Below are 23,567 nucleotides of genomic sequence, written 5' to 3' on the forward strand. Positions count from 1 at the left end.
ATAATTATTGTACTTCTATTACTTGATTTACTTTTTGTAACGGTTTGTAACCGTGTGCTTCAAATGCCTTTGCAAATTCATTTGATACGGCAGTGCCATATAAATCTTTTGCAGCTTGTACGATATGAGATTGAAGTGATTCAAAGTCTTCAGCGGAAGTTGCATAATTTTGCAATGCACGCATAACAACTTTACTTACTTTTTCATTTCCTTGTTTTTGAACAGCAATACCGTTATATGTTTTACCTTCAGCTAATTGATATAATACGTGACTGATAATACCAGAATTCACGTGTGATTCTTGATTATTACCATCGTTATAGAAATCTTGTAAATTTGTATATAGTTTATGACCGCCGTCACCAATTTCCCTTGGGATATCACGAATTGTTAGGCCACCTAATGTATCGCCCATAATCCAGTTTCCTTTATCTTTCTTTACGTAATATTCGATTTGTGTACCCCAGAAATCCGCTAATCCCTCGTTTAGTGCAGATGTTTCAGCGCTTGGATATCTCACGACTTTATTTTTCGTCGTGCCACTGAATACAGCATGTCCAAATTCATGAGCTGTTACATCAAGAGCGGATGTTAGTTTTCCGTCTAAACCATCACCAAATACCATTTGGTTCCAAGCGGGATGCCAAAATGCATTTACATAGTCTTCTTTTACACCATCACTAACTTCAGTAGAATCAAAACCGTGTACACTAGCAACAACTTTTGAATCTTTATTGTCGTAACTTTTTAGATTATGTTCTTTCTTAAAGTAATCGTAAATATCACTCATGTTCTTCATAGCGCCCGCGGCTTCTTTATCTGCAAAATTAGGAGTACTACTTGAAATTAGTGTCCCTGGATAACCAGCTTGACTATATCCTCCAAGGGAATCGGCGTAGTTTGCATTATAAATATAAATACCATTTCCGCGTGATAAATCCGCTAAATAAAATTTTCCATCAGTTCCTTTGGCAATATTGAAAGAGATGTTTTCTTGAAGTGCATTTTTCCCAGTTCCTTGCTCACTTGCAGGGGATAATCTAGGTGATGTTACTTGATTTATAGTCTTATTCTCTTTGTTTTTAATGAATTTTTCTTGAAAAAGTACTTCGCCAGTTTTTAAATCAACGATAGCATTGCCGTTTATAATTTGTTCATTGTTTTCATAAGTAAATGTAATAACAGTTGCGAATGTATAATAGCCATCTTTTTTCTTATAAACAACGGTTTCGCTAGAGAATTCAGTCTCAACTGCATCGCTTGGAATTTGAACTATATCGCGTAATTTAGATTTTACTTCATTTTTCGACAAAAAATTTGTTATAGTAAGATTAGGTTGTTGATTTAAATTTTGAACAACTTTACCACTAACAGTTGTGATCACTCCATTTTTATCTACTTTTACAATGAGATCTTGGCCATATACTTTATAGTTTTTATATGTTTGTGCAAGGCGAACTTCGGTTTGATTTTCTTTGGTTTCTTTATTGGTAGGTTGGAAATCTACATTTTTTTCAGTAGTGACTTGTTCTTGTTGAGCTTTCGCCCCATTTACCTCACCTTTTAAATACTTTTTAGCAATATTTTCTTTCGTATCATTTTGAGGTTGTGTTAATTTCCCGATTGTTAAACCAGGCTGAGCAATTTCAACTTTGACTGCACTTTTGTCTAATTCTTGAGAATGAATAGCTTCTGTTGATAAAGGGCAAAGAAGACCGAATGTAACGAAAGCACTAGCAAGTTTTCTATAATTCATCTATAACACTCCTAATCTATTATTGTATGTGAGATGAATTGTATGAAAAATTTGCCGAATTTTATATATATTATGCATTATTTCATATCAAAAATTGTCGAATTCACATTATTGTAGTGGTATGACAACTTAACAAATTAGATTGTTATAATGGGATGGTGAGTAAGTATGCACGCAGAGAAATTAGGAAGTGAAATTAAGAAAATTAGAGTGTTGAGAGGATTAACACAAAAACAGTTATCCGAGAACATATGTCATCAATCGGAAGTGAGCAGAATTGAATCGGGTGCGGTATACCCAAGTATGGATATATTGCAAGGTATTGCAGCAAAGTTACAAGTTCCCATTATTCATTTTTATGAGGTACTCATTTATTCCGATATTGAGAGGAAAAAGCAGTTAAAAGATCAAATCATTATGCTTTGTAAGCAAAAGAAATATAAAGAAATTTATAATAAAGTATGGAATGAGTTGAAAAAGGAAGAATATCATCCTGAGTTTCAGCAATTTCTTCAATGGCAATATCATGTAGCAGCGTATGTATTGAAGAAAAGTGATTATGAATATTGTATTTTAGAATTGAAAAAATTGTTAAATCAACAATTAACTGGGATTGATGTGTACCAAAATCTTTATATAGAGAATGCAATTGCAAATATTTATGCTGAAAATGGTTACTTTAAGAAGGGCATGGAGTTATTTGAAGGTATATTAAAGCAATTAGAGGCATTACCTGAAAATAAAGAGTTTGATGTGAAGGTAAGACATAATTATGCGAAAACATTATACTTAGATAATCAATATGAAGAGGCTCTTTATCAAATAAATAAAGCTATTGAAATATCGTGTCGAATTAATAGTATGGCATTGATTGGGCAGCTATACTATCAAAAAGGTGAATGTTTAGAAAAGCTAGGCTACGATGAGGTAGAGAGTGAAGAAGCTTATGAAAAAGCTTATTTCTTTTTTGATATACTAGAAATGCATACGTATAAAGAAAAGTTTATGAAAAAAATGACGAAATAAAATAACGTAAAAACTAAATATGCATAATTGCATAATGTATGGATAAATTTTCATGATATATTAAAAGAAAAAATGTGGGTGATGGAATATGAAGAAACTACTTATCGGTAGTCTATTAACGTTAGCAATGACATGGGGTATTTCATTAGCGGATACAGCTTTAGAGAAAAGCCAAGTAATTTCTCATGATGATCAAGAGGTACAATTAGCTTCAGATATGCCTTTTGAGTTTTAAAAAAAACAACCGTCTTACTTAGACGGTTGTTTTTTTATGGAGTAACATCCAAACGTCTTTACTAGAAACAGGTTTGCTAATAAAGAATCCTTGAATGTGATCACAATTTTGTTTATGTAAAAATTCCCATTCTTCTTCCGTTTCTACACCTTCTGCAATCACTTTTAAATTTAGTTGTTTTGATAGTGTAATAATGGAAGAGACAATTGCTTCTTCTAAAGGGCTAGTTGTAATTCCACAAATAAACTCTCGAGCGATTTTTAATGTGTTGATTGGATATTTTGTTAAATAAGCTAAAGAACTATAACCAGTTCCAAAGTCGTCGATTGAAATTTGAATACCGAGATTTTGAAGTTGTTCGAGTTTTGCAACTACAGATTGATTTTGATTAATTGCGATGCTTTCCGTAATTTCAATATCTAGTGCTTCTGGTTTCAGTTCTGTTTCTTCCAATACCTTTGAAATAGTTGGGATTAAATCTGCATGGTTAAATTGAACAACAGATAGATTTACACCAACTTTTAAGTGAGAGAAACCTTGATTATGCCATCTTTTTGCCTCTAAACAAGCAGTACGTAAAATCCAATTGCCAAGTTCAATAATAAAACCAGTTTCCTCTGCTAGAGGGATAAATTGGGCAGGAGATACGATACCGAGTTTTGGATGCTTCCAACGTATTAATGCTTCAAAACCGATAATTTGTTTTGTTTTTGTGCTTACTTGTGGCTGGTATTCAAGGAAAAATTCATTTTGTTGTAATGCTTTTGAAAGTTCACCTTCTAAGAATTGAATTTCATTTTGAGCGATACTCATTTCTTTTGAGAAGAAAACAAATCTGTTTTTTCCATTTGCTTTCGCACGATACATAGCCATATCAGCATTTTTCATTAACTCATTTACATCAGTTCCATAATCAGGGTACATCGCAATTCCGATACTTGGTGTAATAGAGAGTTCTTCGCCTTGAATGAAGAATGGTTTGTTTAAAATAGTTAAAATCTGTTCAGCTATAAAAATTGCACTTTTTTCTGAGTACATTTCTGGTAATAGAATTGTAAACTCATCTCCACCTTGGCGAGCGACGATATCTTTTGAACGCAAGCAACCGCGTAATCTTTTTGCTACTTCAATTAATAATAAATCTCCAACGTCATGGCCAAGTCTATCGTTAATTTTTTTAAATCGATCTAAATCAAGGAATATGACGGCGACATCATTTGCGTTAGTTTGGGCTGTATTTAAAATGGCTTTTAAATCTTTTTCGAACTTTCGACGATTTGGTAATCCAGTAAGTGCATCGTGAAAGGCTAAATGTTCTACTTGTTTTTGTTTTTCATATAAGGTGGTAATATCACGTGCTATCCCAAACATTCCGACCACTTCTTTGTTTATAAAAGTAGGGATAAGTGTAATATGGAGATAATAATAATAGCCTTCTTGTTCTTTTGTACGAACTTCTAACGTTTGTGGCCTACCTTCCTTTGTAATTTGTAAAGCCTTCTTTAGTAGTTCGTGGTCTTTTGAATCAATGAAGTGTACCAGAGAATAGCTTGCCACTTCGCAATAATAGGCAGTAAATAAGCTTTCGCACGCCTTATTAGATTGTTGAAAAATGCCATTCATATTTAAAGAGAAAACGGCATCGGGATGGTCCTCGAATAAAGATTTATAACGTTGTTCACTTTTTGATAATGCAAATGCACCTTCTTCAACTTCGCCCTCTAGTTGTGTAGTCAACTGTTCATATGTATGAATTAGTGCTTGATTATCTTTCCACATGTAAAGTTGCCGCAAGAATAACAAAATAAGTGATAATACGAGACCGATTAACATGAATTTATCATCCCAAGGTTGAATGATAATAAAAGAAAAAGTAATAATTATACTAAAATAAGGTAGTATAAAACGTACATAATCGAATCGATAATATTTTGTTTTCGTTTCATGCTGCATTGGTTTATCTAAAATATATAGTATGGAAGAAAGTCCAATTAATAAAATAGAAGCAGTGTGTATTAAATAATTAATTTCAGCAGAAGTTTTCATCCCAAAATTCAATTGAAACAGATGAATATAACCGTATACGAGTATAATAGTGAAACCGATAATTAATGCAATTCTACTAGAAGAATATTGTTCTCTTCTATATAGGCTAATAACGGCGTAAATTACTAATGATTGTGCAATGAAATACCCAATTAAAATCCAAGTATCCTTTGTTAACATGCGGAAGCTTGAAAGGTCTAAGATAAAAGTTAAGGTGAAATAAATGTTCATAATAATAATAAAGATGCTATCGAATGAAAATTGAGAAAGCCCCTTAATAGAATAATTTTTTATAAACTTTATAGCAAATCCAACAAAGAGCAAAATATATTGTATGATAAAAAAAGGTAATGCTTTATATGAAAATATAGATTGATCATGTATAGAAAGTGAACTAAGAAATAGGGTTATCTCCATAACTAATCCACATAGGCAAGTACATAGTAATAAAATCCAAAATAGTTTATCACTGCGTTTCATTCTCTTAATAGCTTTATATAAACAGTGACAAGAAAAAAGTGCAGCGAAACAGAATAAGAAAAGAATTCCAATCTCCTTTATATGCGACTCATTTGGAATAAAGAGTATCCAAAGAGCAAATATAGATATGTATATTATGACAAATTGTACATATTTTTTTTGATTAATCATATTATGACTCCGTTTCAATAAAGTTGAATCTCGAGGGAATGCTAATTTAAATAATAGCATATAAAATAGGATGTTTTTTACTATAAAAATTACTTTTTTGAAAAAATGGTGCAAAGTTACAATTTACCACTGTAACATTGCACCACTTATTCTTTTAATTCCTCTTATAGCAGAAAGTTCATCTATTAATTGGAATAATGCTAAGTCTTTTTGTTTACTTTCAATCATAATATCGAAATTATGATTGTGTTTTTTTGCAATGTGTAAGAAAGGCTTAATAAACTCTAAATCGATATATTCAGCATGAGCCCTAAATTCTTTTTCCGATCTCGGGGAGGAAATGTGAACTTTAGGAGAGATATTTGTATGTGACCAAGTTTCAAAAATTGCAGGAAGCAACTCTTCTAGTGGTTCCTCGCAAAGATTGGCCATATGATGATGATAATCAAATACAAATGGAATATTTTCTTTTTGGCAAATTGATAAAGTTTCAGCGGTTGTATAGGTTTTGTCATCATTTTCAAGAGTCATTTGTTTTTTTATATGTGTAGGAAGTTTTTTTATGTTTTCATGGAAGCGCTCAATTGCCTTTTCTTTATTTCCATAGGCTCCACCTACATGAATATTAATGTAAGAAGAATCTGCAATGCCTATAGCATCCAATATTTTATAATGATAAGTCATATCCGTAATAGCGTTAGTAGTAATATGTGGCTTGTCGCTTGTAAATAGCGTAAATTGATTTGGATGAAAACTTATTCGTAAATTGTGTTCTTTAATTAAAGCCCCTATTTTACACCAAAGTGGTGTGAATACCCCAATATAGTCAAACTCGACTTCGGGATGTGTTGCAAGTGGGACGATGGAAGACGATAGGCGATATAGTGGGATTTCATGCGCTATATTGTAATGAAGGATACGTATTGTGTGCTCTAAATTTTGCCTTATAACATGGTACAGTTTGTCTTCTCGCTCTTGCTTGCTGAGTTTCTTAAAGCTTGTAAACGTCATTGTTTTGGCAGGAGAACAGTCCCAGAGTGCCATTGCATGTGAGACATATCCAAACCGTATAAGCATATGAGATACACCTCTTTTATTCATTGTCTTTCCTATAAAAAGAAAGCAAACATTGTTCCAATCCATTCCTTTCCTCTATCGATAAGAGAAGGCGGGTTTACATCGCTATAGGAAAGTACAGATGCATTCTCTAGATCTTCATGGAATTTCTTTTTTACTGTTTGAATGAAATGTTTATTATATAACAGGCAGTTTATTTCATGGTTAATATATAAACTTCTCATATCAAAGTTTGCTGTTCCGATATCGCAAATATCATCGTCTACTATAATAATTTTGGCGTGAAAAAAACCTTGTTGAAATGCATAAATATTGCAACCAGCCTGTATTAATTTTCGGCAGTACGGAAATTTGGCTTCTCGAACAAGAGGGTGATCAGCTTTTTCTGGAACAAGAATTGTGATTTGAACCCCTCTTTCTCTTGCTTTTAATAAGGCATTCATAATTTTTTTTCCAGGAATGAAATATGGTGTACCGATACAGATTTCTTTTTTTGCCGCATTAATTAAATGTAAAAAAGTATGCTGTAAATAAGCCCCATCAGTCGGAATAAATTGATGCAGGATGGTACCTGGGTTTTGTTTTGGAAAATAAAGAGAAGCATCTAATAAATTTTGTTTCGTATCATCAAACCAGTCATGCAAAAATTGCTTTTGTAAATCTTGAACCCCTTCTCCTGTAAGACGTAAATGGTAGTCTCGCCATAATCCTAAATATTCATTATGCCCTAGATACTCTTCACCGATATTAAATCCCCCGATATAGCCGGTTTTCCCATCAATCACTGTAATTTTCCTATGATTTCGTTGATTGGCAGAAAAGAAAGGCAGAGGAAATTTTACCTTATGACAAAATGAAAAAGATACACCATGCTTTTGCAGGGAGCGAATAGCTTCGTTTGATAAAGAATGGCTGCCAAATCGATCAAGTAAAAGTCGTACTTCAATTCCTTCCTGAGCCTTATCAATCAGCAATTTTAAAAATTCACGACTGATTTTATCGTTTTTTACAATGAAGAATAAAATATGAATGTGATGCTGTGCTTGTTTTATATCAGTAAATAAAGCGTCATACAAATCTTTCCCGTATGTATAAAGGTGAAAATCACTTTGACGTAAAGGGAAAGTGCGAGAGCTTACTCGTTTTAAATGAAGAAGTCTCCCGTATGAAAGGTCAATTGTAATCCAAAGAGCAACGGATATTAACAAAAGAGATAAGTAGAGCATTAGTGAATTCCCTCCTTCGCATTCTTTTCACCTTCAGTGTGTTACAAATGATACGGGTAGCACGGCTGTTATTATAAATTTCTTTAGAGGATGGATCTTGTACTGGTTAAAGTGTCACTTTATCTCGCTTTAACGGGCAGTAAGCTTCCTATTTCAAAAATTGATGAATAAGCAGAAGCTAGTTTGGAAATCAACTGCCCGTAAAAGCCCGATTGGTTCAACTAATAATCAGCGGGGGATGAACTACCCCTGCTGATTAAAGTTTCACTTTATAGTTTCACCGAAATAAACAGCTTTATGAAAAAATGTGTTGTTCTATAACAAAAAACTGTTGACTGAATGCTCACTCATTATATAATGGGGATAGGGGATATAATTCAGAAAATTATATATTTTTGAAGATTCAAAAAAGAAAGAAGGCTTACAAAGAGAGGGGTAGCATAAAAATGAATAGCTTACTGATCATTAATTGGCTGGCTGCCATTGCTGTTATTGCTTATGCAGGATATTTGTTTGTATATCTTATACGGACGAGAATGGCCTACATACAATTAGGAAAAAAAATTGAATTTGACCGTCGTTTTAAAGAGCGTTGGGATCTCCTTAAGGTCAATGTTTTCGGTCAGAAAAAGCTGCTGAAAGATAAGAAAAGCGGCATCATTCACGTTATGTTCTTTTACGGATTTATTCTTGTCCAATTTGGAGCAATTGACTTCGTTTGGAAAGGACTCGCACCAGGATCACATCTTCCACTTGGACCACTATACCCTGCATTTACATTCTTCCAGGAAATTGTTACACTTGTTATTTTAATTGCAGTATTTTGGGCTTTTCATAGACGTTATGTAGAAAAGCTTGTTCGTTTAAAACGTAACTTCAAATCAGGTCTTGTTCTTATCTTTATCGGTGGCTTAATGATTTCTGTGCTACTTGGTAACGGTATGGGACTTATATGGCATGGCGAGGAGCTTTCATGGAGTGAACCAATTGCTTCTGCAATCGCTTACGTTTTTAGCGGGATAAATGAAACCGTAGCCATTTCAGTGTTCTATTTTTCTTGGTGGGTGCATTTACTAATTTTGTTAACGTTTTTAGTGTATGTTCCACAATCAAAACATGCGCATTTAATTGCAGGACCAGCTAATGTATTCTTCGGTCGTCTTTCAAACCCAGGGAAGCTTGAAAAGATTGATTTTGAAGATGAAACGCAAGAAACATTTGGTGTTGGTAAAATTGAAGACTTTAGACAAAATCAACTTATTGACTTATACGCTTGTGTAGAGTGTGGCCGTTGTACAAATATGTGTCCGGCAACAGGAACAGGAAAAATGTTATCGCCGATGGACTTAATTTTAAAACTTCGCGATCATTTAACTGATAAAGGAGCTGCGGTAACATCAAAAGCACCGTGGGTTCCAGTAGTTGCCTTCAATAATACACAAGGAAATCAGTTAGCGATGATGGCAGCTGGAAAAGGACAACAAGAATCAGCGTCTACAACGCTCGCTTACGATCCGAGTTTAATCGGAGATGTTATTACAGAAGAAGAGATTTGGGCATGTACAACGTGTCGTAACTGTGAAGATCAATGCCCAGTTATGAATGAGCATGTTGACAAAATTATTGATTTACGTCGATATCTCGTTTTGACTGAAGGGAAAATGGACGCGGAAGCACAACGCGCGATGACAAATATCGAGCGTCAAGGAAATCCGTGGGGGCTGAACCGTAAAGAGCGTGAAACATGGCGCCAAGGTGATGATGAAGTAACAGTTCCAACTGTAAAAGAAAAATCAAAAGCTGGGGAGGAATTCGAGTATTTATTCTGGGTTGGTTCAATGGGATCATACGACAATCGTAGTCAGAAGATTGCGATATCGTTTGCGAAGTTAATGAACGAAGCAGGCATTTCATTCGCAATTCTCGGTAATAAAGAAAAGAATTCTGGAGATACACCACGCCGCCTCGGAAATGAATTTGTATTCCAAGAGATGGCGACAAAGAATATCGAAGAATTTGAAAAGGCAGGAGTGAAGAAAATCGTTACGATTGATCCTCATGCTTATAACACATTTAAAAATGAGTATCCGGACTTTGGCTTGCAAGCAGAAGTCTATCATCATACAGAATTGTTAGCTCAGTGGGTGAAAGAAGGGCGCTTAAAGCCTGTTCATGCTATTGAAGAAACAGTTACGTACCATGATTCCTGTTATTTAGGAAGATACAACGAAGTGTACGAAGCGCCACGTGACATTTTGAAAGCGATTCCTGGAGTGAATCTTGTAGAAATGGCACGTAACCGTGAAACTGGAATGTGCTGTGGCGCAGGTGGTGGCTTAATGTGGATGGAAGAAACAACAGGTTCTCGTATTAACGTTGCTCGTACAGAACAAGCATTAGCTGTACAACCATCTATTATCGGTACAGGTTGTCCATATTGCTTAACGATGATCAGTGATGGAACGAAAGCAAAAGAGGTAGAAGAGAAAGTTCAAACTCTTGATGTGACAGAGATTTTAGAACGATCTGTTATCGGACAGAAAAAAGAAGCGATGTAGTTTGTAAGAATGTATACAACTTTAGAAAGAGGTGCAATGATTGCACCTCTTCTCAACGTAGGGATACCGAGCGAGCGCTCAGTGTTAAAAAATGAAATGGGGGAAAGAAAAATGAGTAAAACAGTTATTTTAAGTGCTGCAAGAACACCAGTTGGAAAATTTGGAGGATCTTTAAAGGATGTAAAAGCGACGGAACTTGGAGGAATTGCAATTAAAGCAGCGCTTGAAAGAGCAAATGTTGCGGCTAGTGATGTTGAAGAAGTTATATTTGGAACGGTTATTCAAGGTGGGCAGGGACAAATTCCATCGCGCCAAGCTGCGAGGGCTGCTGGAATCCCTTGGAAAGTGCAGACGGAAACAGTGAATAAAGTTTGTGCATCAGGGCTTCGTGCGGTTACGTTAGCGGATCAGATTATTCGTACTGGCGATCAATCACTGATTGTAGCTGGCGGTATGGAGTCGATGAGTAACAGTCCTTACATTTTACGTGGAGCAAGATGGGGATACAGAATGGGCAACAACGAAGTTATTGATTTAAACGTTGCTGACGGTTTAACATGCGCATTTTCAGGTACACACATGGGCGTTTATGGCGGAGAAGTTGCAAAGGAAGATGGAATTTCTCGCGAAGCGCAAGATGAATGGGCATATCGTAGCCATCAGCGTGCGGTTTCAGCGCATAAAGAAGGGCGTTTTGAAGAGGAAATCGTGCCAGTAACGATTCCGCAAAGAAAAGGCGATCCTATTGTCGTTGCAAAGGATGAGGCGCCACGTGAAGATACAACGATTGAAAAGTTAGCAAAGTTAAAACCTGTATTTGATAAGACAGCGACGGTGACAGCTGGTAATGCGCCAGGACTAAACGATGGTGGTGCCGCACTTGTATTAATGAGCGAAGACAGAGCGAAGCAAGAAGGAAGAAAGCCATTAGCGACAATTTTGGCGCATACAGCAATTGCAGTGGAATCTAAAGATTTCCCAAGAACTCCAGGTTATGCAATTAACGCATTGCTTGAAAAAACAGGAAAGACAATTGAAGACATTGATTTATTCGAGATTAATGAAGCCTTTGCAGCGGTAGCAATTGCAAGTACAGAAATCGCAGGAATTGATCCGGAAAAATTGAATGTAAATGGCGGCGCGGTAGCGATGGGACATCCAATTGGAGCAAGCGGAGCGCGCATTATCGTTACACTAATCCATGCACTTAAGCAGCGCGGCGGCGGAATTGGAATTGCTTCGATTTGTAGCGGTGGCGGTCAAGGGGATGCAGTGATGATTGAAGTTCACTAATTAAAGTTCGAGGGTATAAAATTTATTAACAATTAAGGGGGAAGAAAAAATGGGTGTACAAAACATTGTTGTAATTGGTGCAGGGCAAATGGGATCAGGAATTGCACAAGTATGTGCAATGGCAGGATATGACGTGAAGGTACAAGATTTAAAGCAAGAGCAATTAGATAGAGGATTGGCTATCATTACGAAAAACTTAGCACGCCAAGTAGAAAAAGAACGTATGAAGGAAGAAGAGAAGGAAGCCACATTGAATCGTCTTACAGTAACGCTTGATTTAGATTGTGTGAAAGAAGCGGATCTTATTATTGAAGCAGCTGTTGAGAAAATGGATATTAAAAAGAAAATCTTTGCGAATCTAGATGAAATTGCTCCAGAACACGCAATTTTAGCGACGAATACGTCATCTCTGCCAATTACAGAAATTGCAGCGGTAACGAAGCGTCCGGAAAAAGTAATCGGTATGCACTTTATGAATCCAGTTCCAGTTATGAAGCTTGTTGAAATTATTCGTGGTTTGGCTACCGATGATGCGGTATATGAAGCAATTGAAGATATTACGAAAAAAATTGGGAAAGTACCAGTTGAAGTGAATGATTTCCCAGGTTTTGTATCAAATCGCATTTTGCTACCGATGATTAACGAAGCAATTTATACGTTATATGAAGGTGTAGCGACGAAAGAAGCAATTGATGAAGTCATGAAGCTTGGTATGAACCATCCGATGGGGCCTTTGACACTCGCCGATTTTATCGGTTTAGATACGTGTTTATACATTATGGAAGTGTTGCATGAAGGATTAGGAGATAGTAAATATCGCCCATGTCCGTTATTACGTAAGTATGTGAATGCAGGATGGTTAGGGCGTAAAACAGGTCGTGGATTCTACGTTTACGAATAAATGCCCCCTTTGTTACAACATAGTGGTCTTACCAAATTATTTAAAGGATATATAGCAAATGGAGGCGGAATATATGAACTTTCGTTTTAATGAAGAGCAGCAAATGATGAGGAAAATGGTTCGGGATTTTGCACAGAAGGAAATAGCTCCCTTTGTTCCTAGTATGGAACAAGGGGTGTTCCCGAAAGAGATTTTGCAAAAGATGGGTGAGCTTGGATTAATGGGTATTCCAGCGCCTGCAAAATACGGTGGGGCAGAAATGGACTTTATATCTTACATTCTAGCAATTGAGGAAATCTCAAAGGTAAGTGCAACAGTTGGTGTAATTTTAGCTGTACATACGTCAGTTGGAATGAATCCGATTTTATATTTCGGAACAGAAGAACAGAAGAAAAAATATGTTTCTAAACTTGCAACCGGGGAATATTTAGGTGCATTTGCTTTAACAGAGCCAAATGCAGGATCAGATGCAGGGAGTTTGAAATCAAGAGCTGTGAAAAAAGGTGATCATTATATTATTAATGGATCGAAAGTGTTTATTACAAATGGTGGTGAAGCAAGTACATACATTGTATTCGCTTCTACAAATCCAGAGGCAGGAAAAAGTGGTATTTCTGCATTTATAGTAGAGAAAGATACACCTGGTTTAATCATCGGAAAAGATGAACATAAGATGGGACTTCTCGGTTCTCGTACAGTACAACTTACTTTTGAAGATATGAAAGTGCCAGCTGAGAATTTACTTGGGGAAGAAGGACAAGGATTTAAGGTGGCGATGGCGAATTTAGATGTTGGGCGAATTGGAATCGGTGCGCAGGCGTTAGGAATTGCTGAAGCGGCGCTTGGCTGTGCAATTGATTATGCAAAAGAAAGAGAGCAATTCGGGAAGCCAATTGCGGCGCAGCAAGGGATTGGCTTCAAGCTTGCAGATATGGCAACAAGTGTCGAAGCAGCAAGGTTACTCGTATATAGAGCGGCATCTCTTAGGGCACAGGGATTACCATGCGGTAAAGAAGCATCTATTGCGAAATTATTTGCTTCTAAGACAGCGGTTGAAGTCGCGATTGAGGCGGTGCAAGTGTTTGGTGGTTACGGTTATACGAAAGACTATCCAGTAGAACGATTTTTCCGTGATGCGAAAATCACGCAAATATATGAAGGAACAAGTGAAATACAGAAACTTGTTATTAGCCGTGCTTTATAAAAGGGCGAGGGGGAGACGGAGATGCATTTTAAACTATCAGAAGAACATGAAATGATAAGAAAAATGGTTCGAGATTTTGCTAAAAATGAAGTGGCACCAACAGCAGCTGAGCGTGATGAGGAAGAGCGATTTGATCGAGAATTATTTGATCAAATGGCAGAGCTTGGTTTAACCGGTATTCCGTGGCCTGAAGAGTACGGTGGAATTGGAAGCGATTACTTAGCGTACGTAATCGCTATTGAAGAATTATCCCGCGTTTGTGCTTCAACAGGCGTAACACTGTCCGCGCATACTTCACTTGCGGGATGGCCAATTTTTAAATTTGGGACGGAAGAGCAAAAGCAAAAGTTTTTACGACCGATGGCTGAAGGAAAGAAAATTGGTGCATACGGCTTAACTGAGCCAGGATCTGGATCGGATGCTGGTGGAATGAAGACAATCGCAAAGAGAGATGGAGACCATTATATTTTAAATGGATCAAAAATTTTCATTACAAATGGCGGTATTGCTGATATTTATGTTGTTTTTGCGCTAACTGATCCTGAATCAAAGCAGCGCGGTACGAGTGCATTTATTGTAGAAAGTGATACACCGGGATTTTCAGTTGGGAAGAAGGAGAGCAAGCTAGGGATTCGCTCTTCACCAACGACTGAAATTATGTTTGAAGATTGCCGTATTCCTGTAGAGAATCTACTTGGAGAAGAGGGGCAAGGGTTTAAAGTTGCGATGCAAACATTAGATGGAGGTCGTAACGGTATTGCGGCGCAAGCTGTTGGTATTGCACAAGGGGCTTTAGATGCTTCTGTAGAATATGCAAGGGAGCGCCATCAATTTGGAAAACCAATTGCGGCGCAGCAAGGGATTGGCTTTAAACTTGCGGATATGGCAACAGATGTAGAAGCGGCACGCCTTTTAACATATCAAGCGGCTTGGCTTGAATCAGAAGGGCTTCCGTATGGAAAAGAGTCAGCGATGTCAAAAGTATTTGCAGGAGATACAGCGATGAGGGTGACGACTGAAGCGGTGCAAGTATTTGGTGGTTACGGTTATACGAAAGATTATCCAGTAGAGCGTTATATGCGAGATGCAAAAATTACACAAATATATGAAGGAACACAAGAGATTCAGAGGCTTGTAATTTCTCGTATGTTAACGAAGTAGGAACGAAAGCGTAGGTATTTTCCTACGCTTTTTCCTTCCAAAAAATAATAGAGAGAGGTGAAGGGAATGGTTAAACATAATGTACATGCATCGGTGAAAGATGAAAAATTAGTTGCGTTAAGACGTGAGCAAATGATTAAAGGTGCGGTGCAACTGTTTAAACAAAAAGGATTTCCGCGTACAACAACGAGAGAAATTGCAAAAGCGGCTGGATTTAGTATAGGGACACTTTATGAGTACATTCGTACAAAAGATGATGTTTTGTATTTAGTTTGTGATAGTATTTATGAACATGTAAAAGAAAGATTAGAGGAAGTAGTTTGTATAGAAAAAGGGAGTGTAGAAAGTTTAAAGATAGCAATAACGAATTACTTTAAAGTGATGGACGAATTACAGGAAGAAGTATTGATAATGTATCAAGAGGTACGCTTTTTACCGAAAGAATCACTTCCGTATGTATTAGAAAAGGAGTTTCAAATGGTAGGAATGTTCGAGAATATTTTAGAACAGTGTACGGAAAATGGAACATTTACATTAAATAAAAAAGAAATACAGCTTCTTGCCCATAATATTTTTATACAAGGACAGATGTGGGGATTTAGACGCTGGGCGCTGCAAAAACTGTATACGCTCGAAGAATATACAGAAATGCAAATTAGGTATGTATTGCAAGGGGCCCATATGCTTCCGAAATAAGGAACAGACAAATTATAATTTTACTACCCTATAAAAGTTTCCCGTTTTTTTTGTAGCATATTTGTGCGACTTTTGTTTATAATGAATAGTATGGATTTTTTTAAGCAGGCCGTTATATATAAGGTTATATTTGATGAAAGGAAGTGCCGCATAAGTGGATTTTAAGCAATATTCACCAGAAGAGCTAAAAGAATGTTCAATGATTGAAGTTGTACATAGCGTTTTAGGGGATAAAAAACAAGCAACGACATTCAACGAGTTGGTTCAAGAAATCGCTCAAGTGCTGGGACTATCTCAAGAGCAAGTTAATGCGAAAATCGCACAATTTTATACAGACTTAAACATCGATGGACGTTTCATTAATTTAGGAGAAAATCGTTGGGGGCTACGCAGCTGGTACCCGTACGAGCAAATTGATGAAGAAATCTTGCCTCAACCAAAACCGAAGAAGAAACGTAAAGTTGAAGAAGACGGTTTTGACGACTACATTGAAGAAGATGAAGATGATTTCGACGATGCAGACGTAAATGAAGACGAAGATGATGATGTAGAAGATTTGGACAAGGTTCTTGAAGAAGAAGACGGAGATGACGACGATCTTGATGATTTAGACGAAGATGACGACGACTTCGCTGAAGAAGAACTTGAGTATGACGAAACTGAAGAAGAAGAAGAGGAAGAACTGTAGTTCTTGACTTTTCATTATCGTCCATGTAGAATCATTTTTGGGCTCTTTAAAAAAGGACGATAATACTTTTAAAGTGTAAATATAAAAGAAAATTGCTCCCTACTTATTACTTTTTGTGATGAGGGGAGCAATTTTCTTTTTTGTTTTTTGTTTAGAAAATAAAAAGAGTCTAACAATAAGATGGATACAGTGTTATCTACATACGTTGCGCTTTGCAACGGTGATTATATAACAGCAAAATAGAAGGGAGCTTTTTCATGACTAAGTATATTTTTGTAACAGGCGGTGTAGTATCGTCTTTAGGAAAAGGTATTACAGCAGCATCTCTTGGAAGACTTTTAAAAAATCGTGGTTTAAACGTAACGATTCAAAAGTTTGATCCATACATTAACGTAGACCCAGGGACTATGAGCCCATATCAACACGGTGAGGTATTCGTAACAGATGATGGCGCAGAAACTGACTTAGACCTTGGTCACTATGAGCGTTTTATCGACATTAACTTAAACAAATACAGCAACGTAACAACAGGTAAAATTTACTCTTCAGTTCTTCAAAAAGAGCGTCGCGGTGAATATTTAGGAGGAACAGTTCAAGTTATTCCTCACATTACTAACGAAATTAAAGAACGCGTATATCGTTCTGGTCGTGAAACAAATGCGGATGTTGTTATTACAGAAATCGGTGGAACTGTTGGTGACATCGAGTCTCTACCATTCTTAGAAGCAATCCGTCAAATTAAGAGCGACATCGGTCGTGACAATGTAATGTACATTCACTGTACGTTAATCCCGTACTTAAAAGCAGCGGGTGAAATGAAGACAAAACCAACACAACATAGTGTTAAAGAACTTCGTAGCTTAGGTATTCAACCAAACATTATCGTTGTTCGTACAGAAATGCCTGTTTCTCAAGATATGAAAGACAAGCTTGCATTATTCTGTGACATTGATACAAAAGCAGTTATCGAAGCTCGCGATGCAGATACTTTATATGCGGTTCCATTATCTCTTCAAGAACAAAACATGGACCAAATCGTTTGTGACCACTTAAAATTAGACAATCCAGCTGCAGATATGACAGAGTGGACTGCTCTAGTTAACAAAGTGCGTAATCTTTCTAAGAAAACAAAAATCGCTCTTGTTGGTAAATATGTAGAACTTCAAGATGCTTATATTTCTGTTGTAGAAGCACTTCGTCATGCTGGTTACTCATTCGACACAGATGTAGAAGTAAAATGGGTAAATGCTGAGCACGTAACAGCAGAAAACGTAAAAGAATTAGTTGGCGATACAGACGGTATTCTTGTACCAGGTGGCTTCGGCGATCGTGGTGTAGAAGGTAAAATCGTTGCGATTCAATATGCTCGTGAAAACAAAGTTCCATTCTTAGGAATTTGCTTAGGTATGCAACTTGCATCAATCGAATTCGCACGTAATGTATTAGGTTTAGAAGGTGCTAACTCTTCTGAAATCAACCCTGACACACCATATGCAATCATCGACTTATTACCAGAACAAAAAGATGTAGAGGACCTAGGTGGTACACTTCGTCTTGGTCTATACCCATGTAAGCTTGCTGAAGAAACAAATGCTTACAATGCTTATAATGAGCCGGTTGTATATGAGCGTCATCGTCATCGTTATGAGTTCAACAATCAGTTCCGTCCGGATATGGAAAAAGAAGGATTTGTATTCTCTGGTACAAGCCCAGACGGTCGTCTAGTTGAAATCATTGAAATAAAAGACCACCCTTGGTTCGTGGCAGCACAGTTCCACCCAGAACTTGTTTCTCGTCCAAACCGTCCACAACCATTGTTCCATGACTTCGTAAGAGCTTCTATTACGAATAAAGAGAGCAAGTAATAAAAAAAGCGCCTGAAATAAGGCGCTTTTTTTAATATTCATTTAACATTTCATCGATTGTAAATTTAATCCCGTGATAAGCAAATAAAGCTACTATTAAACTTGGGAATCCGTAGCGATTACCTTCATCGTCTGGAATAAGACCTTTTAACAGTTTTGTATCAATATGTACGTCTGTATATCGTTCCAGTGATTCTGTACCTTCTTGAAGAGCAGAAATGCCCACAATAGAGTGTCCCTCTTCTTGTAGTTTTTTTGCAATTTCTACAACCGCTTCATCTGTTGAAAAACGGCTAATAAGAAGTACACGATCCGCAGAGGTTACTTCTGCTTCTTTACCATTTTCAAATAAGCGTTTTACTTGCTTCATTGGTTCAGCACCGAATAGTGCCTCGGCAACAACGCCCTCCATTTCATTTGTACCATGTAAATAAATGAAACCATCGCCAACTAGTGCTTGAGCAAGTAAACGAGCGCTATCTTCTATATTCATTTCTTCTTTTTTAGAAACTCTGGAGAAATAACCACTTAATTGAGTTGAAAAAATTTTTAACATAATGTTACTCCCTTCGTACGTGTTTGCCGGCTTTCATTATAATTTATTTTTTTAGAAAGGTGAAATCGTAGGGTAGCATAACAAAATAGGAAACGGTAAAATAAGAAAGAATAGGAAGGAATTTGCCAAAGAATAGCGAAAATAAATCGTTAAGATATAAGAAGCTTTAAATCTTGTACTTACACAGAAAGGTTGGGAATTATGGAAGGTAAAATTTTAATCGTTGATGATCAATATGGGATTCGTGTGTTATTACATGAAGTGTTCCAAAAAGAAGGTTATCAGACATTCCAAGCAGCGAATGGATTTCAAGCTTTAGATATCGTGAAAAAAGATAATCCAGATTTAGTAGTGTTAGATATGAAAATTCCAGGCATGGATGGTATAGAGATTTTAAAGCATGTAAAAGAAATTGATGAGAGTATTAAAGTAATTTTAATGACTGCTTATGGAGAGCTTGATATGATCCAAGAAGCAAAAGATTTAGGAGCTTTAATGCATTTTGCTAAACCATTTGATATTGATGAAATTCGTCAAGCTGTGAGAAATGAGCTCGCTGTAGAGGCGTAAAAATGAATTTTTTATAAAAAATATGGAAAAAAGCGTTTACATGGACTATTGTGCAGGTGAATACGGTTGAGTTTTTGAGTACAAGTTGTTATCCTATTGAGTGTAGAAAAAAGTCCGGTATGTAGATATACATATTTTACCTTATTCTGGTCATACTACCAGCGATAAGAACTTATCGGATACAAAAAACGTTTTTTAGGAGGATTCACCATGCCTTTAGTTTCTATGAAAGAAATGCTAAACAAAGCACTAGAAGGAAAATACGCAGTTGGTCAATTCAACATGAACAACTTAGAGTGGACTCAAGCTATCTTAGCTGCTGCGGAAGAAGAAAAATCTCCTGTAATCCTAGGTGTATCTGAGGGTGCAGCTCGTCATATGACTGGTTTCAAAACAGTTGTAGCTATGGTTAAAGCTTTAATCGAAGAAATGAACATCACTGTTCCTGTAGCGATTCACCTTGACCATGGTTCAAGCTTCGAAAAATGTAAAGAAGCAATTGATGCAGGTTTCACATCTGTAATGATCGACGCTTCTCACCACCCATTCGAAGAAAACGTTGAAACTACTAAACAAGTAGTAGAATACGCACACGCTCGTAACGTATCTGTTGAAGCTGAGCTTGGAACAGTTGGCGGACAAGAAGACGACGTAATCGCTGAAGGCGTAATTTACGCTGACCCAGCAGAGTGTAAGCACCTTGTTGAAGCAACAGGTATCGATTGCCTAGCTCCAGCTTTAGGTTCTGTACACGGTCCTTACAAAGGTGAGCCTAACTTAGGATTCGCTGAAATGGAACAAGTTCGTGACTTCACTGGCGTACCTTTAGTATTACATGGTGGTACTGGTATCCCAACTGCTGATATCGAAAAAGCTATCTCTTTAGGTACTTCAAAAATCAACGTAAACACTGAGAACCAAATCGAGTTTACAAAAGCTGTTCGTGAAGTATTAAACAAAGACCAAGAAGTTTACGATCCTCGTAAATTTATCGGACCTGGCCGCGACGCTATCAAAGCAACTGTTATTGGTAAAATTCGCGAATTCGGTTCTAACGGTAAAGCGTAAGAATAAAATTCCGTTTTGGAAACCGTCTAGTCTTTTAGACGGTTTCCTTTCGTTGTATAATGAAAGCGTGAACAAGTCTAAAGATTTTATCATTTTTGGTTTTTAAATAGAAAATAATGTGCATAGTCCTATTAATAAATGTGATAACGTATCTAAATTGATAAAGTGAATTCGATGAATAGTTGATCTTTATCTATTCGTGCTACAGGAGAAATGAAGATAATGGTTTCCTATTTATTGAGTTTTGGGATGGAAAGAGTAATTGAGATTCTTAAGGGGAGCTTTCTATAAAAAGATAGAAAGTAAATACATTCACAAGAAGGGAGCTCAATATGGAAAAATTGCTAATTGAAGGCGGAAGAGCTTTAAATGGAACAATTCGAGTAAGTGGTGCAAAGAACAGTGCCGTTGCATTAATTCCAGCGACAATTTTAGCAGATACTCCAGTAACTATTGGTGGTGTCCCTAATATTTCGGACGTGAAAATGTTAGGAGACTTACTAGAGGAAATTGGAGGGAAAGTAACTTATGGACAGGAGGAAGAGATGGTAGTCGATCCTTCTAACATGGTTGCAATGCCTTTGCCAAATGGAAAAGTGAAAAAATTGCGCGCTTCTTATTATTTAATGGGTGCAATGCTTGGCCGTTTTAAAAAAGCTGTTATTGGGCTTCCGGGTGGATGTCATTTAGGACCGAGGCCGATTGATCAGCATATTAAAGGGTTTGAAGCGCTAGGTGCACATGTTACGAATGAACAAGGTGCCATCTATTTAAGAGCAGATGAGCTACGCGGGGCACGTATTTATTTAGATGTTGTTAGTGTAGGAGCTACGATTAATATTATGCTAGCAGCTGTACGAGCGAAAGGTAGAACTGTTATTGAAAATGCAGCGAAAGAGCCTGAGATCATTGATGTAGCTACATTGTTAACAAGCATGGGAGCACGTATTAAAGGTGCTGGTACTGATGTAATCCGAATAGATGGTGTTGACTCTTTACATGGTTGTCACCATACTATCATTCCAGATCGTATTGAAGCTGGTACGTATATGATTCTAGGAGCTGCATCAGGAGGAGAAGTAACGGTTGATAACGTTATTCCTCAGCATTTAGAATCAGTTACTGCAAAGCTAAGAGAAGCTGGTGTTCAAGTTGAAACGAACGATGATCAAATTACGGTGAACGGTAATAGAAAGTTAAAAGTAGTTGATATCAAAACGCTTGTATATCCAGGTTTTCCAACGGATTTACAACAGCCGTTTACGACGCTTTTAACAAAGGCACACGGGACGGGAGTTGTAACAGATACAATTTACGGTGCCCGTTTCAAACACATTGATGAATTACGTCGTATGAATGCTCAAATTAAAGTAGAGGGTCGTTCGGCAATTGTAACTGGTCCTGTGTTACTGCAAGGTGCAAAAGTGAAGGCGAGTGATTTACGAGCAGGAGCGGCACTTGTTATTGCAGGGTTAATGGCAGATGGAATTACAGAAGTAACAGGACTTGAGCATATTGATCGAGGTTATGAGAATATAGTGGACAAGCTTAAAGGGCTTGGTGCAAACATTTGGCGAGAACAAATGACAAAGCAAGAAATTGAAGAAATGAAGAACGCATAAGTGATACTTCCGCAAGGGGGAAGCGAAGCATCACTACTTGCGGAAGTACACTTTATAGAAAAACATGGTTCACAAAATACGGCAGAAATATAAAGGCTTAAAGGAGAGGGATTATCGTGGAAAGAAGTTTATCTATGGAGTTAGTACGTGTAACAGAGGCTGCAGCTTTATCATCAGCGCGTTGGATGGGGCGCGGGAAAAAGGATGAGGCAGACGGTGCAGCAACATCAGCTATGCGTGATGTATTTGATACAATTCCGATGAAAGGTACAGTTGTAATTGGTGAAGGTGAGATGGATGAAGCACCAATGCTATATATCGGAGAGAAATTAGGTACAGGATATGGACCACGTGTAGACGTTGCGGTTGATCCTTTAGAAGGGACAAACATCGTAGCAGCTGGTGGCTGGAATGCTCTTGCTGTCATTGCAATTGCAGACCACGGTAATTTGTTACATGCCCCTGACATGTACATGGATAAAATCGCGGTTGGCCCAGAAGCAGTTGGGGCGGTCGACATTGATGCGCCTATTATTGATAACTTACGTGCAGTTGCGAAAGCGAAAAATAAAGATATTGAAGATGTTGTAGCGACAGTTTTAAATCGTCCACGTCATCAAGAAATTATCGAAGAAATTCGTAAAGCTGGTGCGCGCATTAAATTGATTAATGATGGAGATGTAGCTGGAGCGATTAATACAGCGTTTGATCGTACAGGTGTAGATATTTTATTTGGATCTGGTGGAGCACCTGAAGGTGTATTAGCAGCAGTTGCTTTAAAATGTTTAGGTGGAGAAATTCACGGAAAACTATTGCCACAAAACGAAGCTGAATTAGCACGTTGTAAAAAAATGGGCATAGAAGACATTAATCGTATCCTTCGCATGGAGGACTTAGTAAAAGGTGACGATGCAATCTTTGCAGCAACAGGCGTAACAGATGGAGAACTATTACGCGGTGTTCAATTTAAAGGTAGCGTAGGAACAACGCAATCCCTTGTTATGCGCGCAAAATCAGGCACAGTTCGCTTCGTAGATGGTCGTCATAGCTTAAATAAAAAACCGAACTTGGTTATTAAGTAAAAAGCGTAAGCAGCTTGTTCAGAATGGGAGGGGGATGGAGCTTCTGACGTAGAGGCGCTTTTTGCCTCGCAGGAAGAAGTGAAGCCACCGACCATTCTAGCTGCTGAAGCTAGATTAAATAAAAAGCGTAAGCAGCTCCTTCAGAAAGGTTAAAATGGTCGATCTTTCTAACTATCGGAGCTGGAACTAAATTAAATAAGAAGCGAAGACAAATTTTCTTGTCTTCGCTTCTTGTATTTGTGTTCCAACGTATTGATTAAAACTAGATAAAAGGGTTACAATAGTG

The 23,567-nt window shown here is 37.2% G+C and carries 19 protein-coding genes; 14 read left to right on the forward strand and 5 right to left on the reverse strand.

The window, feature by feature from the left end; genetic code table 11:
- Positions 1 to 4 precede the first annotated feature (4 nt).
- Positions 5 to 1,756 carry a M4 family metallopeptidase gene (locus ACTFP3_RS18605; RefSeq protein ID WP_440010967.1) on the reverse strand — a complete coding sequence of 584 codons (1,752 nt, stop codon included), beginning with the start codon at positions 1,754 to 1,756 and terminating at the stop codon, positions 5 to 7.
- A 168-nt stretch (positions 1,757 to 1,924) separates the two neighbouring features.
- Between ACTFP3_RS18605 and ACTFP3_RS18610 the strand changes: the two genes are divergently transcribed.
- Positions 1,925 to 2,782 carry a helix-turn-helix domain-containing protein gene (locus tag ACTFP3_RS18610; protein ID WP_000542908.1) on the forward strand — a complete coding sequence of 286 codons (858 nt, stop codon included), beginning with the start codon at positions 1,925 to 1,927 and terminating at the stop codon, positions 2,780 to 2,782.
- Positions 2,783 to 2,870: 88 nt separating this feature from the next.
- On the forward strand, positions 2,871 to 3,017 hold the full coding sequence (locus ACTFP3_RS18615; protein ID WP_000734744.1) for a quorum-sensing peptide PapR: 147 nt from the start codon (positions 2,871 to 2,873) through the stop codon (positions 3,015 to 3,017).
- Positions 3,018 to 3,035: 18 nt separating this feature from the next.
- On the opposite strand, the gene ACTFP3_RS18620 is transcribed toward ACTFP3_RS18615, so the two are convergent.
- The 3 genes from ACTFP3_RS18620 to cls form a co-directional block, all read right to left on the reverse strand.
- Entirely contained in the window at positions 3,036 to 5,714 is a 2,679-nt protein-coding gene (locus ACTFP3_RS18620) for a DUF4084 domain-containing protein (RefSeq protein ID WP_440010970.1), read from the reverse strand.
- Positions 5,715 to 5,837: 123 nt separating this feature from the next.
- Complete coding sequence (gene uvsE / locus ACTFP3_RS18625; RefSeq protein ID WP_326035796.1) at positions 5,838 to 6,791, reverse strand: UV DNA damage repair endonuclease UvsE; 954 nt, start codon at positions 6,789 to 6,791, stop codon at positions 5,838 to 5,840.
- Positions 6,792 to 6,823: 32 nt separating this feature from the next.
- Positions 6,824 to 8,017, reverse strand: coding sequence for a cardiolipin synthase (cls, locus tag ACTFP3_RS18630; RefSeq protein ID WP_000966423.1), 1,194 nt, complete (start codon positions 8,015 to 8,017; stop codon positions 6,824 to 6,826).
- A gap of 446 nt (positions 8,018 to 8,463) precedes the next feature.
- On the opposite strand from cls, the gene ACTFP3_RS18635 reads away from it, so the two are divergent.
- The 8 genes from ACTFP3_RS18635 to pyrG all read left to right on the forward strand — a co-directional run bounded on the left by ACTFP3_RS18635 (position 8,464) and on the right by pyrG (position 18,383).
- Positions 8,464 to 10,575 (forward strand): heterodisulfide reductase-related iron-sulfur binding cluster, encoded by a 2,112-nt coding sequence (locus tag ACTFP3_RS18635; protein WP_001086776.1) that lies wholly within the window; start codon positions 8,464 to 8,466, stop codon positions 10,573 to 10,575.
- 9 nt (positions 10,576 to 10,584) lie between these two features.
- A complete protein-coding gene (locus ACTFP3_RS18640; RefSeq protein WP_326035759.1) occupies positions 10,585 to 11,868 on the forward strand; it encodes an acetyl-CoA C-acetyltransferase in 1,284 nt (427 codons plus the stop codon).
- 49 nt (positions 11,869 to 11,917) lie between these two features.
- A complete protein-coding gene (locus ACTFP3_RS18645) occupies positions 11,918 to 12,769 on the forward strand; it encodes a 3-hydroxybutyryl-CoA dehydrogenase (protein ID WP_326035760.1) in 852 nt (283 codons plus the stop codon).
- Between the two features lie 73 nt (positions 12,770 to 12,842).
- Positions 12,843 to 13,973 carry an acyl-CoA dehydrogenase gene (locus ACTFP3_RS18650; protein ID WP_001011179.1) on the forward strand — a complete coding sequence of 377 codons (1,131 nt, stop codon included), beginning with the start codon at positions 12,843 to 12,845 and terminating at the stop codon, positions 13,971 to 13,973.
- Between the two features lie 21 nt (positions 13,974 to 13,994).
- On the forward strand, positions 13,995 to 15,134 hold the full coding sequence (gene acdA / locus ACTFP3_RS18655; protein ID WP_000545544.1) for an acyl-CoA dehydrogenase AcdA: 1,140 nt from the start codon (positions 13,995 to 13,997) through the stop codon (positions 15,132 to 15,134).
- A gap of 66 nt (positions 15,135 to 15,200) precedes the next feature.
- Entirely contained in the window at positions 15,201 to 15,830 is a 630-nt protein-coding gene (locus ACTFP3_RS18660; RefSeq protein ID WP_326035761.1) for a TetR/AcrR family transcriptional regulator, read from the forward strand.
- A 154-nt stretch (positions 15,831 to 15,984) separates the two neighbouring features.
- Positions 15,985 to 16,518 carry a DNA-directed RNA polymerase subunit delta gene (gene rpoE, locus ACTFP3_RS18665; protein ID WP_000346278.1) on the forward strand — a complete coding sequence of 178 codons (534 nt, stop codon included), beginning with the start codon at positions 15,985 to 15,987 and terminating at the stop codon, positions 16,516 to 16,518.
- Between the two features lie 257 nt (positions 16,519 to 16,775).
- Positions 16,776 to 18,383, forward strand: coding sequence for a CTP synthase (gene pyrG / locus ACTFP3_RS18670; protein WP_000170459.1), 1,608 nt, complete (start codon positions 16,776 to 16,778; stop codon positions 18,381 to 18,383).
- A gap of 31 nt (positions 18,384 to 18,414) precedes the next feature.
- On the opposite strand, the gene ACTFP3_RS18675 is transcribed toward pyrG, so the two are convergent.
- Positions 18,415 to 18,939: a DUF2529 domain-containing protein gene (locus ACTFP3_RS18675; protein WP_326035762.1), complete on the reverse strand. Its 525-nt coding sequence runs from the start codon at positions 18,937 to 18,939 to the stop codon at positions 18,415 to 18,417.
- Positions 18,940 to 19,140: 201 nt separating this feature from the next.
- On the opposite strand from ACTFP3_RS18675, the gene spo0F reads away from it, so the two are divergent.
- The 4 genes from spo0F to glpX all read left to right on the forward strand — a co-directional run bounded on the left by spo0F (position 19,141) and on the right by glpX (position 23,281).
- Positions 19,141 to 19,509 carry a sporulation initiation phosphotransferase Spo0F gene (spo0F, locus tag ACTFP3_RS18680; protein WP_000398594.1) on the forward strand — a complete coding sequence of 123 codons (369 nt, stop codon included), beginning with the start codon at positions 19,141 to 19,143 and terminating at the stop codon, positions 19,507 to 19,509.
- 210 nt (positions 19,510 to 19,719) lie between these two features.
- Positions 19,720 to 20,577, forward strand: a complete 858-nt coding sequence (locus ACTFP3_RS18685; RefSeq protein WP_001131855.1) for a class II fructose-bisphosphate aldolase — start codon at positions 19,720 to 19,722, stop codon at positions 20,575 to 20,577.
- A 332-nt stretch (positions 20,578 to 20,909) separates the two neighbouring features.
- On the forward strand, positions 20,910 to 22,199 hold the full coding sequence (gene murA / locus ACTFP3_RS18690; protein WP_000413254.1) for a UDP-N-acetylglucosamine 1-carboxyvinyltransferase: 1,290 nt from the start codon (positions 20,910 to 20,912) through the stop codon (positions 22,197 to 22,199).
- Positions 22,200 to 22,315: 116 nt separating this feature from the next.
- Positions 22,316 to 23,281 carry a class II fructose-bisphosphatase gene (gene glpX / locus ACTFP3_RS18695; RefSeq protein ID WP_000442340.1) on the forward strand — a complete coding sequence of 322 codons (966 nt, stop codon included), beginning with the start codon at positions 22,316 to 22,318 and terminating at the stop codon, positions 23,279 to 23,281.
- Positions 23,282 to 23,567 lie beyond the last annotated feature (286 nt).

It is taken from the genome of Bacillus cereus group sp. MYBK5-2 (genome assembly GCF_051915685.1).
Classification (GTDB): Bacteria; Bacillota; Bacilli; order Bacillales; family Bacillaceae_G; genus Bacillus_A; species Bacillus_A cereus.